The 14654-nt window shown below is 73.2% G+C and carries 14 protein-coding genes; 8 read left to right on the forward strand and 6 right to left on the reverse strand.

Features of this window, described 5'->3' with window-relative positions; all coding sequences use genetic code 11:
- Positions 1 to 2 precede the first annotated feature (2 nt).
- Entirely contained in the window at positions 3 to 833 is an 831-nt protein-coding gene (locus ACZ7CF_RS29760; protein ID WP_470371110.1) for a phosphotransferase family protein, read from the reverse strand.
- A gap of 128 nt (positions 834 to 961) precedes the next feature.
- On the opposite strand from ACZ7CF_RS29760, the gene ACZ7CF_RS29765 reads away from it, so the two are divergent.
- The 3 genes from ACZ7CF_RS29765 to ACZ7CF_RS29775 all read left to right on the forward strand — a co-directional run bounded on the left by ACZ7CF_RS29765 (position 962) and on the right by ACZ7CF_RS29775 (position 3794).
- Complete coding sequence (locus tag ACZ7CF_RS29765; RefSeq protein ID WP_470371111.1) at positions 962 to 1735, forward strand: DUF1990 family protein; 774 nt, start codon at positions 962 to 964, stop codon at positions 1733 to 1735.
- Between the two features lie 36 nt (positions 1736 to 1771).
- A complete protein-coding gene (locus ACZ7CF_RS29770; RefSeq protein ID WP_470371112.1) occupies positions 1772 to 2812 on the forward strand; it encodes an NAD-dependent epimerase/dehydratase family protein in 1041 nt (346 codons plus the stop codon).
- A gap of 199 nt (positions 2813 to 3011) precedes the next feature.
- On the forward strand, positions 3012 to 3794 hold the full coding sequence (locus ACZ7CF_RS29775) for an ANTAR domain-containing response regulator (RefSeq protein ID WP_360393037.1): 783 nt from the start codon (positions 3012 to 3014) through the stop codon (positions 3792 to 3794).
- A 227-nt stretch (positions 3795 to 4021) separates the two neighbouring features.
- Here ACZ7CF_RS29775 and ACZ7CF_RS29780 read toward each other — a convergent pair whose 3' ends face one another.
- Positions 4022 to 5272, reverse strand: coding sequence for an FAD-dependent monooxygenase (locus ACZ7CF_RS29780; RefSeq protein WP_470371113.1), 1251 nt, complete (start codon positions 5270 to 5272; stop codon positions 4022 to 4024).
- Positions 5273 to 5410: 138 nt separating this feature from the next.
- Here ACZ7CF_RS29780 and ACZ7CF_RS29785 point away from each other — a divergent pair, with 138 nt between their 5' ends.
- Positions 5411 to 6220, forward strand: coding sequence for a hypothetical protein (locus tag ACZ7CF_RS29785; RefSeq protein WP_470371114.1), 810 nt, complete (start codon positions 5411 to 5413; stop codon positions 6218 to 6220).
- Between the two features lie 225 nt (positions 6221 to 6445).
- Here the strand turns inward: ACZ7CF_RS29785 and ACZ7CF_RS29790 are convergent, their stop codons facing one another.
- Complete coding sequence (locus ACZ7CF_RS29790) at positions 6446 to 7750, reverse strand: nucleotide disphospho-sugar-binding domain-containing protein (protein WP_470371115.1); 1305 nt, start codon at positions 7748 to 7750, stop codon at positions 6446 to 6448.
- A gap of 122 nt (positions 7751 to 7872) precedes the next feature.
- Between ACZ7CF_RS29790 and ACZ7CF_RS29795 the strand changes: the two genes are divergently transcribed.
- Entirely contained in the window at positions 7873 to 9615 is a 1743-nt protein-coding gene (locus tag ACZ7CF_RS29795) for a glycosyltransferase family 4 protein (RefSeq protein WP_470371116.1), read from the forward strand.
- On the opposite strand, the gene ACZ7CF_RS29800 is transcribed toward ACZ7CF_RS29795, so the two are convergent.
- Positions 9602 to 9982, reverse strand: a complete 381-nt coding sequence (locus ACZ7CF_RS29800; RefSeq protein ID WP_470371117.1) for an NAD-binding protein — start codon at positions 9980 to 9982, stop codon at positions 9602 to 9604. The two genes, ACZ7CF_RS29795 and ACZ7CF_RS29800, sit on opposite strands and share 14 nt — an antisense overlap.
- On the reverse strand, positions 9979 to 10290 hold the full coding sequence (locus ACZ7CF_RS29805; RefSeq protein WP_458431469.1) for a DUF3099 domain-containing protein: 312 nt from the start codon (positions 10288 to 10290) through the stop codon (positions 9979 to 9981). Before ACZ7CF_RS29805 ends, ACZ7CF_RS29800 begins: the two co-directional genes overlap by 4 nt.
- 491 nt (positions 10291 to 10781) lie before the next feature.
- Here ACZ7CF_RS29805 and ACZ7CF_RS29810 point away from each other — a divergent pair, with 491 nt between their 5' ends.
- From ACZ7CF_RS29810 to ACZ7CF_RS29820, 3 genes are all read left to right on the forward strand, one after another.
- Entirely contained in the window at positions 10782 to 11918 is a 1137-nt protein-coding gene (locus ACZ7CF_RS29810; RefSeq protein ID WP_470371118.1) for a DICT sensory domain-containing protein, read from the forward strand.
- Positions 11919 to 12029: 111 nt separating this feature from the next.
- Positions 12030 to 13340, forward strand: coding sequence for a TIGR01777 family oxidoreductase (locus tag ACZ7CF_RS29815; RefSeq protein WP_470371119.1), 1311 nt, complete (start codon positions 12030 to 12032; stop codon positions 13338 to 13340).
- Positions 13341 to 13343: 3 nt separating this feature from the next.
- Positions 13344 to 13595, forward strand: coding sequence for a hypothetical protein (locus ACZ7CF_RS29820; RefSeq protein ID WP_470371120.1), 252 nt, complete (start codon positions 13344 to 13346; stop codon positions 13593 to 13595).
- Here ACZ7CF_RS29820 and ACZ7CF_RS29825 read toward each other — a convergent pair.
- On the reverse strand, positions 13578 to 14612 hold the full coding sequence (locus tag ACZ7CF_RS29825; RefSeq protein WP_470371121.1) for an AraC family transcriptional regulator: 1035 nt from the start codon (positions 14610 to 14612) through the stop codon (positions 13578 to 13580). The two genes, ACZ7CF_RS29820 and ACZ7CF_RS29825, sit on opposite strands and share 18 nt — an antisense overlap.
- Between the last annotated feature and the right edge of the window lie 42 nt (positions 14613 to 14654).

Below are 14654 nucleotides of genomic sequence, written 5' to 3' on the forward strand. Positions count from 1 at the left end.
CCCTACTGCGTCGCGGGCTGACCGTCGGCCTCCAGCCACGGCACGACCGCTTGGACGAAACCGTCGGGATTGGTCATGGGCCGTCCGTTCATGCACGCCACGAGGTGGCCGACGCCGAGCAGCGCGTCCCAGGTGCGGGCCCGGTGGTAGGTCTGCGCGGACACGGCCCTGCGCACGGTGTCCCAGCCGTGCCAGGCCATCAGCGCCGCGTCGATCGCGGGGTCGGCGGGCATGGCGGTGTCCCAGTCGAGGACGCCGAGGAGCTTGCCGTCGGCCGACCAGTGGACGTTGCCGCCGCCGAGGTCGCCGTGCACCAGGGCGTCGGGGACGGGGTCGAGGGCCAGTGCGGCGTCGAGGCGGCGCAGGACCTCGGCCTGCCAGCGGCGCGGCAGGCGGGGCACGACGTCGGTGCCGATGACGTCCGACCAGTGCCTGCCTTCGGCGCGGCCGTCGACCGCGGCCAGCAGGCCGGCGTCGAGCGGTACGGAGCGGACGGCCTCCAGCACCTCGGCGACCTGGGCGGGCGAGCCCTCGCCCTTCGGCAGCGGGGTGCCGTCGAGCCACGACACGGCGACCGCGGCCTGATCGCCGAACGGGGTGACCGGCGTCAGCGGCACCGGGACCTGGAACGGCAGGTCGGCGGCGGCCAGCGCGTGCAGCACGGCGACGCGCCGGGGCATGGTGGCCGCGGCCAGCGGACGCTTGCTGACGCGGACGGCGGCGGTGCCGGGGACCAGCAGCACGCGGTGGACGTTGCCCTCGGTCGCGAGGACGGCCCGGTCGAGGTTGACGCCGGGCAGCAGGGCGGCGGCGATCTCCAGCAGGTCGTCCACGACGGGTGTCCTCCGGGCTCGGGTGTGGATCTTCGACGGTAGCCGGTGCACCCGGTGGCGCGAAGCCGAGTCGTTCGGCGGGCAGCGGGTACCCGCAGTCGTCCGGCCGACCAGGACGAGCCGAGGAGATGCCCACGATGCGCGTGATGCGGGCGGGGAACGTGCCGGTGCGCGAGGTCGTGCTCGGGTTGCGGGAGAAGAGCCTCAACTACGACCCGGCCGAGATCCGGGCGTCCACCTGGCACTTCGACCACCACCGGTTCGTGCTCGGGCAGGACCCGGCGGGACGGCCGGAGGAGGGGTCGCTGTGGTGGCACGCCTGCCGCGAGCTGGGTGCGTACACGTTCACGCCGAAGAAGCTCCTGCGCGCGCACTACGTGCCCGAGGAACCGCTGCTCGGGCGCAACCTGCTGCTCGTGGGCCGGTTCGCGTTCGCCCGGTTCCTGATGGGCGTGCGGATCACCGAGACGGCGTTCGACGAGGACGGTGTGCGGTACAGCTGGGGCTGGAGCTACGAGACGCTGCAGGGGCACCTCGAACGGGGACGGGTCGACTACCGCGTGGTCAAGCACCTGGAGTCCGGTGTGGTCGCCCTGGAGGTGAACAGCTACAACCAGGTGAACCCGCGGGCGCACCCGCTGGTGCGGCTGGGGTGGGCGGTGTTCGGCCGGGGCGCGCAGCACCGGTTCTACACGGCGGTCGGCGCGAACCTGCGGGAGCTGGCCGAACGGGCCCGTGAGACCGGGGTGAGCCCGGCCGTGAGCGGGGAGGGCCTGGTGGAGGTGCCGGTCGAGAGCGGGCCGGAGTCGTCCTGGGCGGTCGCCGTGCTGGACGGCGCGCGGGACTCGCACCCGGACGAGGTGGTGGCGCATACCGGGAGGTCGCACGGGTACACGCCGTAGGACGGAAGTGGACGCCGAGGCGGATCGAGGTCGATCGTGAAGGTCGTGATCACCGGTGCGTCGGGGAACGTGGGCACCGGGCTGGTGCGCGCGTTGGCCGCCGACAGCACCCACCACGAGGTGATCGGCGTCTGCCGCAGGCCACCGGATGCCGTCGCACCCTACGCCGCGGTCCGCTGGGTGGCGTGCGACCTGGCCGACGACTCGGCGCCGGACGTGCTGGAGGAGGCGATGCGCGGGGCCGACGCCGTCGTGCACCTCGCGTGGATGTTCCAGCCGGTGCGCGACGGCGAACGCTTGCAGCGCACCAACTTCAAGGGCACCACCGCGGTGCTCAGGGCGGCGCGGCGGGCCGGTGTGCGGCAGGTCGTGCACGGGTCCTCGATCGCGGCCTACGCGCCCGCGTCGGCACCGGTGGACGAAAGTGCCGCCACGACGGGCATTCCCGGCTCCAGCTACGGCGCGGGGAAGTCCGAAGTGGAGAGCGAGGTCGCGCGGTTCGCGCAGGAGAACCCGGACATCGCGGTGGCGCTCGTGCGGCCGGCGCTGGTGGCGCAGGCCGGTGCGTCGGCGAGCTTCCTGGCGCTGTTCCTCGACCCGGTCGTGCCGCGGCAGCTGTTCGGGTTGCTGCGCAGGGGGAAGCTGCCGCTGCTGCCGCTGCCGTCCTCGCTGCGGGTGCAGCTGGTGGACGCCGACGACGTGGGTGACGCGATCGTGCGGATTCTGAAGACCCGTGCCCGCGGGCCGTTCAACATCGCCGCCGACACCCTCGACGTCACCGACCTGGCTTCCACCGCCGGTGCGCGCGCTGTGCCGGTGCGGCCGGGCATCGCGCGTGCACTGGTGAGCCTGCTGTGGCGGCTGCGGGTGCTGCGGATGTCGCCGGGCTGGTTCGACGTCGGCACGCGTTCGCCGCTCGTCGACACCGCACGGGCGCGCACCGAGCTCGGGTGGGTGCCGCGCAAGTCCAGTGCGGCGTGTGCGCGGGAGCAGCTCGCGGGGCTCGCGGAGGCGACGGCGCTGCCGAGTCCGGCGTTGCGCCGCGACCGGTTCAAGACGGAGTCCCCGGTTTCCTGACCTGGCACAGGGGGATGTGGTGACACGCAGGCCGGCGTGGTTCCTGGTGGCCGCCGTCGTCGCCGGCACGCTGTCGGGGGTCGTCACCCGCAGGCGGTAGCGCACGGCTCCGCGGGGTCCCACCTGGTACGAACGGCGCTACTATCCGGTTCGGTGGATCACAGCCACCTCCGGTGGCGCCGACAGGGAGTGGCCGAACATGGGAAGACCCGAGGAGCCCGGCGCAGGCGGCGAGCAGGAGTCGCTGCTCGTCGGCCGGCCCGGCACACTGGAACGGCTGGACGAGGCCACCGTCGCGCTGGAGGCGCTGCGCGACGTCTTCGCGCTCGCCGAGCCGCTCGGCGCCGTCCTCGACCGCGTGGCGCACAGCGCCGTCCAGGCCTTCCACGACGCCGACGGCGTCACGATCACCGTGGTGACCGACAGCGGCAGCCACACCGAGGCCGCGACCGACGAGCACCTCGCCGAGATCGACCAGGCCCAGTACGCCGCCGGACGCGGTCCGTGCCTGCAGGCCGCGCACGCCCGTGAGACCGTCCGCGCGGTGGTGGGTGAGCACGAGCAGGTGTGGCCGGAGTTCGAGGAGGCGGCGCACCGCCTGGGCATCAGCGCCCACCTGGCCGTGCCGATGCTGGTGACGAGCACGAACGGCGACGAGCTGCTCGGCTCGCTGAACATCTACAGCGCCACGGCGAGCGCGTTCGACCCGTTCGACGAAGGGGTGGTGCGGCTGTTCACCACCGCAGCGTGCGCGGCGATCACCAACGCCCGGCTGTGGCACGACACCCGTTCCAGGGTCACGCAGCTGGAGACGGCGCTGTTCTCCCGTGCCGAGATCGACCAGGCCAAGGGCATGCTGATGGCGTTGCACGGGTGCAGTGCGGACGAGGCGTTCGCGTTGCTGGTGAAGCGTTCCCAGGAGCAGAACACCAAGCTGCGCGAGGTCGTGCACGAGCTGCTCAGCTCCGTCCGCAAGGCCTGACCGGGTTTCCCGGTGCTGCCCGCGTTCACCGAGGCCGGGTACCGCACGCTCACGCAGAACCTGCCCGGTCACGGCGCACGGTCCACACAGGACCTCTCGGTCACCGGTGCTGCGCGTCGCGGGTGCTGCTGTGGCTGGTGCCGGCGTGGTTGCTGCGCAAGCGCATGGCCGCTCACAGCACGCGCACCACCACCGCCCACGACCACGCGCGCCGCTCGGCGACACCGTCAGTCGCGCACCGGCACCTCGCGGCGCAGGACGACGTCGGACGGCGCCATGACGTGCCTGGCGTTGAGCGACCCGAACAGGGTGGCGAGCGGCTTGACCGCGGCGACCAGCCGCAGCACCGGCGCCGGCCCGTCGAGCCCGCGCCGCAACCGCTTGGCGCTGCTCTGCTCGATGCGCACCTGCCGTTCCTGCTCGGCCTGCACCGGCGGCCGCCGCCGCACCTCCACCTCGGCGCAGGCCGCGTCGAGCTCGGCATCGGTCCCGCCGTCGAGCAGCACCGGCACGACCTGGTTCGCGGTCTCGGCGGCGTCGCAGATGGCGAAGTTGATGCCGTTGCCCCCGACCGGTGAGATGACGTGCGCCGCGTCGCCGATGAGCAGCACCCCCGGCCGGTACCAGCGGTCGACCGCCGTGATCCGGACCGGCAGCAGCGTGAACTCCCCCGGATCGGCGACGGCGTCGACCCGGTCGCCCAGCCACGGCAGGCTCTCCCGCAACGCCGCCACGACCGGCCCGGCCCCCTCCTCCCGGAACCGGGGGAACGAGCCGGCCTCGATGGTGAACCCGACCTGCCACCGGTCGAGCTGGTTGAGCACGGCGATGGTGCCCAGCCGGTGCCCGAACAGCTGCAACCCCGACAACGCCGGATCGCCGCCGCGGCGCGGGAACTCCCGCCACAGCAGGTCGAGGCTCGCCCCCAGCTCGGTGGTCCGCGCCTCGGCGAGCACCCGCACCCTGGAGTTGCGCCCGTCTGCGGCCACCACGAGCCGGGCCCGCAGCTCGTGCCGTCCGTCGGCGTCGGCGTACTGCACACCGCACACGCGTCCGGTGTCGTCGCGCAGCAGCTGGCTCACCTTGGCCTGCATGCGCACCTCGAAGCCGTCGTAGGCGCTCGCGAGCCCGACCATGTGCGGCAGGAACAACGCCTGCGGGATCAGCGCGTAGTACGGGTACTTGGCGCTGGTCTTGTCGTAGCGGGCAATCGTGTACGTCTTCTTCGCCGTGTGCCAGTCGAACGTGCGGGCCGTGGTGTGCGGGATGGTCCGCAGCAGCTCGTCGGCCAGCCCGAGCTCGTCGAGGTAGTCGAGCACCGCCGGGGCGAGCGTGTCGCCGCGGAACCGGCGGTTGAAGTCCTTCTTCGCCTCCAGCAGCACGACCCTCAGCCCGGCGCGGGCCAGCAGGTGGGCGAGCACCACACCGGCCGGCCCACCGCCGGCGACGACGCAGTCGGTTGCGCGTTGTTCGACCATCGAAAGCTCCCGTGGCTGACTACCTGCGGAATCTGGTGAGGTGGGCTCAGGCCTGCATGACGGGCGGAGGTAACGACGCATGCCGTGCCTCCGATCCAGATCGAGCCAGGCGAATCCGAGCGAGAGCGGAGTGGCCCGTTGAGCGCTACCGAACCCGAGGAACCGAACCGCACCGGGACATCTCCCCAGCAGCACGCGCGACAAGTCACCGGGAACAACTTCTCGGGCACGAACTACGGGACCGCGCTGCAGGCCGGCGTCGTCCACGGCGGCATCAACGTTCAACCCGAGTCGTGCCAGTGCGGCATCAGAGCGATCGGGGCGTGCGTTCGGTGCCGAAGACCCCTGTGCAGCCGCCATGCTCCGATCTACGCGGACCCGTTGCTGTGCACCTCGTGCGCCGTCGCGGACAGCGAAGAGCGAAAAGCGGCCGCGCCCGCGCTGGAAGCGGCTCGCAAGCTGCAGGAACAGGAACGACAGCGGCAGTACCTGGCACTTCCGCTGATGGACCCGCTGGCCCTCGCCACCTGGCTCACGACTCGTCCGGGCCTGGACGGCGAGACACTCGTGATGCGGCCTGGGCCGGTCGACGGTGCGCGCTTGCTCAGAGCGCTCCAGATCACGCGCATACCGCCGCGAACGCGCCCCAACAACGACGGCTCCTGGTGGGACCGGCGCCGGAACCCGGTGATCACCCTCGGATGGCCGGTGCGCGACGAGCACAAGAGCTTCACCGAGACCTCGGGCTGGAGCGAGAAGAGGTACCTCCAGCCCGACGGTCGCACGCTCGTCGAGCGGTGGGGGATGCGGACCTCGCTTCCGACCGACGACGAGCTCCTGCCGTCCTCCCACCTGTACGAGCACGACGACCTGTTCCAGGCGCGGATGATCCTCCACAGGTGGAAGGACCACTACCCCGGCGGCGCAACCCTGTTGCCGGAGGTCTGACCGCCGCAGGTACGCCATCGCCACCACGTCGCCCCTCACCGACACGCCCCCGAGCGCCGCCCTCGGCGCGGATCTGGTGCGTGGAGGGACCGCCTGGCTGGTGGAGCGGGACAACGCGACTCCTCGGACACGCGGAACCCGCAACCTGGGATCACACGACGCTCATCATGCAGGCCTGGCAGGGCCGGGCAACCATGGATCGCATGGACGCCGAGGCGTGTCTTGTCACCGGTGCGAGCCGTGGTCCGGCCGTGGGGCCGCCGCGCGGCTCGCGGACGAGCGATGACGCGCCAGGACCTCCAGCAGCTGTGCGGCGCCGCGGTCCGGGCCGGCCGCGCGGACCGCGTCGCGCAGGGAGGCGAACGGCTCGGGCTGGTCCAGCACCGACAGCAGCGCCTTCGTCACGTCCTCGGGGGTGGCGGCGTTGGGGTCGAGGCACACGCCCGCGCCCGCCCGTTCCGCGTCGTGGGCGATGCAGAACTGGTCGCTGGAGAACGGCAGCACCACCGCGGGAACCCCCGCCTGCAGGCATTCGGTGAACGAGTTGTTGCCGCCGTGGTGGACCATCGCGGCGACGTGCGGCAGCAACGCGCGCTGCGGGACCACGGACTCGACGACCACGCGTGGATCCGTTGCCAGGTCAGCGAGTTCGGCGACGCGGCCACCGGCGGCGACCACCACGGTCAGGTCCGGGACCTGCAGGGCGCCGCGGACCACCGTGCGCAGCACGTCGTGGCGTGCGGACAGGAACGTGCCCAGCGCGACGAGCAGGACGCGGCGGCCGCGGACGCGGGCGAGCCAGGTGTCGTCGAGCGGTTCGGGGGTGGTGCAGTGGCCGAGGAACACCTGCTGTTGCGGTGACGGCAGCGGCGGAAGCCAAGGCAGGTGCGGGTAGTTCACGACGGCGGCGTGGGAGGAGGTCGAGGCGAACGCGCGGGGCGGCACCGGCCGGGACGGTGCGTGCTCGGCCAGGAAATCGGCGAACGCGGCGGTGAGGGCGCGGTCGGTGAGCCGCACTTCTGTTGCCAGCTCGGCGAGTTCGGTCGGTGACGGGCGCACCGCGGACGGCCACAGCTGCGGCAGGCCGAAGAACTGGTCGTCGCGCGTGACGAGGTAGGTCGGGTGCCCGGTGACGTAGGACACGAACGGCAGGTCGAGCGCGTGCAACGCGAGCGTGGTCGCGTAGTCGATCTGGTCGACGACGTAGAAGTCCGGTCGCACATCCTGGTGCAGTGCGCGGATGTCCTGCAGCACTTGGGCGGGCGCGGTCAGCGGCTCCGTCCTGCGCCGCCGGGTCTGCGCGAGCAGGGCCGCGACCGCACCTCCTTTCGTGGCTTCGAGGAAGTCGGTCACACCACGGGCCGTGCGGGCGTCCTGCGCGGTCCTCTCGGCGATCCCGCTGTTCGACTCGCGGGTCGTCCTCATTGCCGCGAAACGAACATCGCGTGCCAGTTCGGCGAACTCCGCGCCACAGGCGAACGTCACCTCACGGGCACCAGCCGCGGCCAGCGCGGTGGCGAACACCGACATGGGCTGGGCGTGCGAGCGGAAAGGGGGACTCACAACGACAAAACGCGGCACCTGGCTCCTCCTCCTTGGCAGAACTCGGAAGTTGTTCGATCCGAACGCGCCTCCCGGTTCGAACACCGGGTGTGCGGACACATCCAGAGGTTCAGCGAGCGCTGGAAGCCCGGCAGAACACCGCTGCGGCGCCGGCCCCCGAGTCCCTGGTCGCGGCACTGACGAGCGACCCGGCCTCCTTCTCCCTGCTGTGCGAACAACTCCCCGCGACCGTGCGGGCACACGGCGCAGCGGCCGTGACCGTGCGGCTGCAGCACGCGTTGCGGTCCACTCAGGACAGCGAGTTCGGCACGTGGCTGCTCGACGCCGCCACGCTGCACCGCCTCACCCCACTGACCCCTGGCGAGGCACGCGCACTCCTCCGCGGCCCGGCGCTGTGGCGGTACCTGGACGCGCTGGGCGAGCCGGTCGACGCCTCTCCGCGGTCCCCCTACGAGAAGCTGATGCTCGACCTGCTGCACGACGACCTCGCGCTGCCGGTGGCACCGCCGGCGGACGGGCCGGTCATCGCCCAGTCGATGCTCATCGGCGGCACGGCCCGGCCGGGTGAGGGCGCGAGCGGTGGGCTCACCGTGTTCCTGTCGTCACTGGCGGACGCGCTGGTGCGGCGGCCGGACGTCGGCCGGGTCGTCACCGTCGTGCTGGCGCCGGAACCGACGGCGGTGACGGTGACGCGGCACGCCGGGCTCGACCACTGGACGGTGCACGTCCCGGTCGACTCGCCGGTCGCGCTCGCCCAGCCGGACATGGCCCGCCACCGGGCCGGGATCACGTGGTGGCTCAGCCGGTTGCTGCCGCGGTGCGGTCTGGCGCCGGACGTCGTGCACGTCCGCTACTCCGACGACGGGTCCCTCGCCGTGGCCGACGCCGCGCGGCTGCTCGGGGCGCGGCTCGTGTTCACCGTGACCCCGGACCCGCACCGCCACCTCGCCGAACGCCACCTCGACGGCACCGCGGACGTGGCGGCGATGCGGTTCGACCTGCACCGGGTGCGGGCCGCCGACCACCTCGTCGCACGCGCGGACCAGGTGATCACCATCGGTGGCCGGCAGGACGAGGTCCTGGCGCACTTCCCGCAGCTGGACGCGACGGCGTTGTGCGCGTTGGAGGAGGGCATCGCGCCACCACCGGCACCGGTGGGCCGCTCGCTGGTCGCCGAGCTGTTCGGGCCGTCCGCGCTCCCCCGGCTCGACGACTCGGCCGCCGGGTTGCCGGTGCTGCTCAACGTGGGGCGGCTGCACCCGATGAAGCAGCAGCCGCTGCTGGTGCGGGCGTGGCTGGAGGCGGGTCTGCACGAGCGGACCGCGCTGGTGGTCATCGGTGGTTCCCGCACCGACCGGACGCCGGACGAACAGGCCGTGCTCGACGAAGTGCTGGCGCTGGCTGAGTCCACGCCGTCGGCACGCGGCCGGATCGCGGTCCTGCCCGCGTGGTCCAACGACGACGTCCGGCGGTTGCAGCACGAGCTGGCGGCCACCGGTGGACCGCACGTCTACGCGTGTTCCAGCGTGAAGGAGGAGTTCGGCATCGCCGTGCTGGAGGCGATGGAGGCCGGGCTGCTCGCGGTGGGCCCACAGCGCGGTGGCATGCACTGCTACCTCGACCACGGGCGCAACGGGTTCCTCGTCGACACCTCGACCGCGCGCACGCTCGGTGCGGGGCTGGCCCACGTCGTCGGACTCGGCGCGGCGGCGGCACCGGTGGCGGTGGCCGGGCGGGCGACCGTGCGCGAACGGTTCGCCATCGACGCGGTCGCGGAACCGTTCGCGGACCTCTACCGCCGGCTGGCGGGCCGACCGGTCACGCCGAGCTGACCCGCACGAACACCTCGTCGGCCCCCAACCTGCTGAAGAGGTCCTGGTTGGCCGGGTCGCGGACCGCGGCGACGATGATCGCGGTCCGGTTGAGGCTGCGGACGGCCAGGGTGATCTGCAACCCGTCGAGGTCGTCGGGCACGGCGACGACCACCCGTCCCGCGAACGGCACCCCGGCGTGCCGCAACGCGCAGATGTCGCGCCCGTCGCCGCGGGTGGCCCTGGCGCCGTTGGCGAGCGCGCCGGTGAGCGCGACCGCGTCCGGGTCGACCACCACGACCTCGGTGTGCCCGTGGCGCAACGGCAAGTGGCGTAAGACGTCCAGCGCGGCGTCCCCGTAGCCGACGACGACGGTCAGCCCGATCACAGCGCACCCCGCCTCTCGTCACCCGCGCCGAGCGCCTTGCGGGACGGTGTGAGCTTCTCCGGGGTCTCCGACTTGCGCGGTGGCCGGTCGTTGGCGATCAGCACCGCCATCCAGGGCAGCGGCACGGACAGCAGGATCAGGGCGAGCGCGAGCCACCAGACCTTCGCGAACAGCACGGCCAGCACGAAACACGGGATGCGCAGGCTCATCATCACCGCGTACCGGCGCCGCCGGGCCGCGAGCTGGTCGGAGTAGGACGGCGCCGCCGAGGTGATCAGCACGGGGTGTTCGCTTCGATGCGAGTTCACAACCGATACCTCCGTTCTCCTAGTGGTTCGGCACGGGGACCGATCGGGTTCGTGTCTTGTGCGTCACTGCGGCGATCCCCGGAGGAGCTCGCGTCGGTGCGCCTGCGGCGGCCTTGTCAGTCGTACCCACCGCGCCCGGTTCCACACGACGCCGGACGGAGTGCTTTCGATGCGCGGCCGCGTGGAACACACCCCCTGGGCGGCGGGCGGGCCGACTGAGGACCACCTGCGCACCTGTGCGGCGTGCCGGTCCGGGCTCGCCGCGCGAGATGGCCGGACTGGGCCGGGAGACGCGCCGGAAGGGCTCTACCGGGTGTGGCTCCACGACGGTGCGGCCACGCTCGGCGAACCGCTGCACCTCCATCGTCGGGGTCCGGTGCCCGGCCCGCACAACGGCCGGACGTCACCCGTTCGTGCAGTTCTGCCGGGAGGGGCGCCCGAACTAGGTTCGAAGTGCCGCCGAGGTGGGCCACGACGACAGGAGCAGGTGGGTGAACGCGTCAGCACGGGACGCCAGGGCGGGACTGCTGACCAAGCGCACGCTGGTGATCGCCTCGCACGCCGTGGAACGGGCCGCGCTCGCGGGCGACGGCTCCGAACCGCTGCTGGTGATCGCGATGTTCCAGCGGCTGCCCTACTTCGAACGCGAGAGCGAGGTCTACCGCCGCATCGCCGGGCTGGCGGAGGTCACGGTCGTGGGCATGGTCGCCAACCGCAGGCCGGACCTGCCGGCGGGGGTCACGCCGGTGCTGCTGCGCAAGGACGAGGAGCTGGCCGCCGAGTGGTCGGTGGTGGTGCTGTCGGCGCGGTTCGGTGCGAGCGTCGTGGCGACCGACCTCGGCGAGGTGGCCCTCGACGGCACCTCGCTGGAGCCGGCGCGGCTCTTCCACGGCCGCTGGGGGTTCCGGCGCGAGGAGGCCTACGCCGAGGCGGTCCGGCTGCGCGACGTGCTGGGCGACCGGGTGCCGCCCGACGTGCGCCGGCGGCTGGACGACGTGCTGGCGAGCACGGTCGAGCCGCCCGCGACCGAGGTGGAGCGGCGGGCGGAGGCGGCGGTGGTGCACCTGGTCACCGGCATGGCCCGTGCGCGTGACCGCGTCGAGCGGCTGACCGCGCGGCGGGCCGACGAGGTGCGCGACGCGCGCGACCCGTGGACCGGGCTGCACACGCCGGAGTCGCTGGACTCGTGGCTCGGCACGGACTTCGCCGACACCGTCGAGCTGGGGCTGATTCGCGTCCGGGTGCCGGACCTGGAGGACGTGGAGGGCCTGCACGGGCCGAGCGCCGCGGTGCACACCGAGAACAACGTCGCCGACCTGCTGCGCCGCGAGCTGCGGCCGGTGGACCGGGCGGTGCGGATGAGCCGCACGGAGTTCCTGCTCGTGCTGCCCGCGGTCCCGGCGCCGCGGGTGTGGTCGATCGCCGACAACGCCGCGGAGGCACTGGGGCGACTGGAGGAGACGTACCCGCACGTCCCCGTCCGGGTGGAGGTGCAGACGGCGGCGACGACCCGGCGGCCGCTGCGGCTCGACGAGGTCTTCGGCACCCGCGGGCCCGCGGAGAACCGGGAGATGGTGCTGTCGGGCAGTTTCGACGACGACGAGTGGGACCACCTCCGCCCGGCCTGAGACGCCTGCCGCCCGTTGTGCGGCGTCGAACGAGGTGCGGTCCGGGCGGCGCCCCGCGGGACTGGTTCCGCTCATCGTGCAGATCCCGCAGGGCCTGCTTAGCGTTGGTGCATGTCCCTGATCTACTCCAGCGTCGTCGACGCACCGCTCGACGAGGTGTTCGCCTGGCACGAGCGCCCCGGTGCCATCCACCGGCTGACGCCGCCGTGGCACCCGATGAGCGTCGTGCGCGAGGCGAGCACGCTGGACGGCGGTCGCGCGGTCCTCGGCTTCCCGCTGGGGTTGCGCTGGGGCGCGAAGCACTCGGGGTACGCGCCGCCGCACCGGTTCGTCGACGAGCTCGACTCGGCGCCGCTGCGCTGGGCGTTGAAGTGGCGGCACAGCCACGAGTTCCGGGCCGAGGGCGACGGCACCCGGATGACCGACCGGGTGGACACGCAGGTGCCCGGCGCGCTGCTGCGGTCGACGTTCGCCTACCGGCACCGCCAGGTGGCGGCCGACCTCGCCGCCCAGCGGGCCGCCCGGCTCGCGGGCGACCGGCCGAGGACGATCGCGCTGACCGGTGCCGGCGGTCTGGTCGGCCGCGCGCTCGGGCCGTTCCTGACCACCGCCGGGCACCGGGTGGTCAGGCTGGTGCGCGGCCAGGTGAACGGTCCCGGCGAACGGCGCTGGGACCCGGACCGGCCCGCGCCCGACCTGCTGGCCGGGGTCGACGCCGTGGTGCACCTGGCCGGCGCGTCGATCGCCGGGCGGTTCACCGACTCCCACCGCGCGGCGATCCGCTCGTCCCGGATCGGGCCCACCCGCGCGCTCGCGGACCTGGCCTCGGCGGCCGGGGTTGAGGTGTTCGTCAGTGCGTCGGCGATCGGGTTCTACGGTCCCGACCGCAGTGACGAGGAGCTGACCGAGGAGAGCGAGCGCGGCGACGGGTTCCTGGCCGACGTGGTCGCCGACTGGGAGGCGGCGAGCAAGGCGGACGGGGTGCGCGTGGTGACCGTGCGCACCGGGCTGGTGCAGTCACCGGCCGGGGGCACGCTGCGGATCTTCCACCCGCTGTTCGCGGCCGGGCTGGGCGGCAAGCTCGGTGACGGGCACATGTGGCAGTCGTGGATCGGCATCGACGACCTCGTGGACGTCTACCACCGCGCGCTCTACGACACCTCGCTGTCGGGGCCGGTCAACGCGGTGGCACCGGAGGCGGTGCGCAACAGCGAGTACACGGAGGTGCTGGCGCACGTGCTGCACCGGCCGGCGCTGCTGCCGGTGCCGTCGTTCGCGCCCAAGGTGCTGCTCGGCGACCAGGGTGCCCGCGAGCTGGCGCAGGCCAGCCAGCTGGTGCGCCCGGCGGTGCTCACCGAGGCGGGGCACGTGTTCCGCTACCCGCGGCTCGACCCGGCGCTGCGCCACCTGCTGGGGCGGTGAGCGGTGGACGGCACCTGCGAGCTGTGCGAGGGCAGCGGCTCGATGACGTGGATGCAACCCGTTCCGGGCGCGGACGGCGGCATGGCGCTGACGGAGATGAGCCACCCGTGCGTCAACGGGTGCTCCGGCTGGTACCGGGCGCCTGCCGCTGAAGCGGGTCTGGTGGTCGACGGCGGCCGGGACGCCCCCGCGGTCGGCAACGTCGCCAAGACCAACCTGCACCACCGCAGCGACTGGTCACGGCCGGAGCGCTGAGCGGGCGTAGGTGCTCGGCGTCGTGCCGTACCAACGGCGGAAGGCGTGGATGAAGCTCGCCGCCTCGGCGAACCCGAGCTGACCGGCCGCCTGCTCCACCGACAGCCCGCCGCGGGTGAGCAGGACCGCGGCGCGCTCGGCGCGGACCTCGTCGAACAGGACCTGGTAGCTGGTGCCGGACTCGGTCAGCCTGCGCCGCAGGGTGCGGGGGCTGACGCCGAGGGCGCGGGCCACGACCGGCATGGTCTCCTCGAACCGGGCGGAGCCCTCCAGCAGCCGGCGGACGTCCCGCGCGATGCCCGGCGTCCTGCGGCGGCGGGCGGCGAGGTCCTCGCACTGCCGTGCGCACAGCGCCGTGGCCTCCGGGCTGGCCAGCGGCAACGCCCGCACGAGCACCGAGGCGTCCACCACGGACCGGTTGTGCGGTGCGCGGAACCGCGGCCGGGTGCCGAAGACCTGCTCGTGGTCGCGGGTGTCGGCCGGTGCGGGGTGGGCGAGGTCGACCGAGAGCACCGGCACGGCACCGGCGAGGAGTTCGCCGATCACCGTGTGGATGGCGGCGAGGTCGCGTTCGACGAGGAACGGCACCACGTCGGCGGGCAGTGCGCCGGGGTCGAGCGTGATCACCAGCCGGTCGCCGTCCAGCACGGCGGCGGGCGCGGTGAAGGTGAAGCTGAGGTCGAGGAAGCGCAACGCGACGTCGACCGCGTCCTGCACGGTGGCCGCGCTGAGGAACGCGTGACCGAGCACGCCGAACGTGGTGGCGTGGTAGTGCCGGCCCGCGGCGATCCCCGCGTGCGGCAACCGCGCGGCGAGGTTGCGCACGACCGCCAGCTCCTGCCGGGCACCGATCTCCGCCACCGGGTCGGCGAGCTGTTCGGCGGTGAGGTCGCTGCCGTCGAGCAGCTCCGCGCGGGACAGGCCCTGCCCGGCGCCGAAGCGCAGCAGCAGGGCCGCGCTCGCGATGCCGCGGGGGAAGTCCCAGTGCCGGGTCGCGGGTGGGGCCAACGTCCTCATGGCCGCGATTGTCAATCGCGCGGCCGGTGTTGTCCTGGTGCG

This window comes from Lentzea sp. NPDC036955, from assembly GCF_055608005.1.

Excerpts from the sequence above, each read along its gene's own strand:
- ACZ7CF_RS29775 (WP_360393037.1), top strand. The coding sequence starts at position 3,012 with ATGGGAAGACCCGAGGAGCCCGGCGCAGGCGGCGAGCAGGAGTCGCTG.
- ACZ7CF_RS29765 (WP_470371111.1), top strand. The coding sequence starts at position 962 with ATGCCCACGATGCGCGTGATGCGGGCGGGGAACGTGCCGGTGCGCGAG.
- ACZ7CF_RS29790 (WP_470371115.1), bottom strand. The coding sequence starts at position 7,750 with ATGTCGGTGTTCGCCACCGCGCTGGCCGCGGCTGGTGCCCGTGAGGTG.
- ACZ7CF_RS29825 (WP_470371121.1), bottom strand. The coding sequence starts at position 14,612 with ATGAGGACGTTGGCCCCACCCGCGACCCGGCACTGGGACTTCCCCCGC.
- ACZ7CF_RS29815 (WP_470371119.1), top strand. The coding sequence starts at position 12,030 with ATGTCCCTGATCTACTCCAGCGTCGTCGACGCACCGCTCGACGAGGTG.
- ACZ7CF_RS29780 (WP_470371113.1), bottom strand. The coding sequence starts at position 5,272 with ATGGTCGAACAACGCGCAACCGACTGCGTCGTCGCCGGCGGTGGGCCG.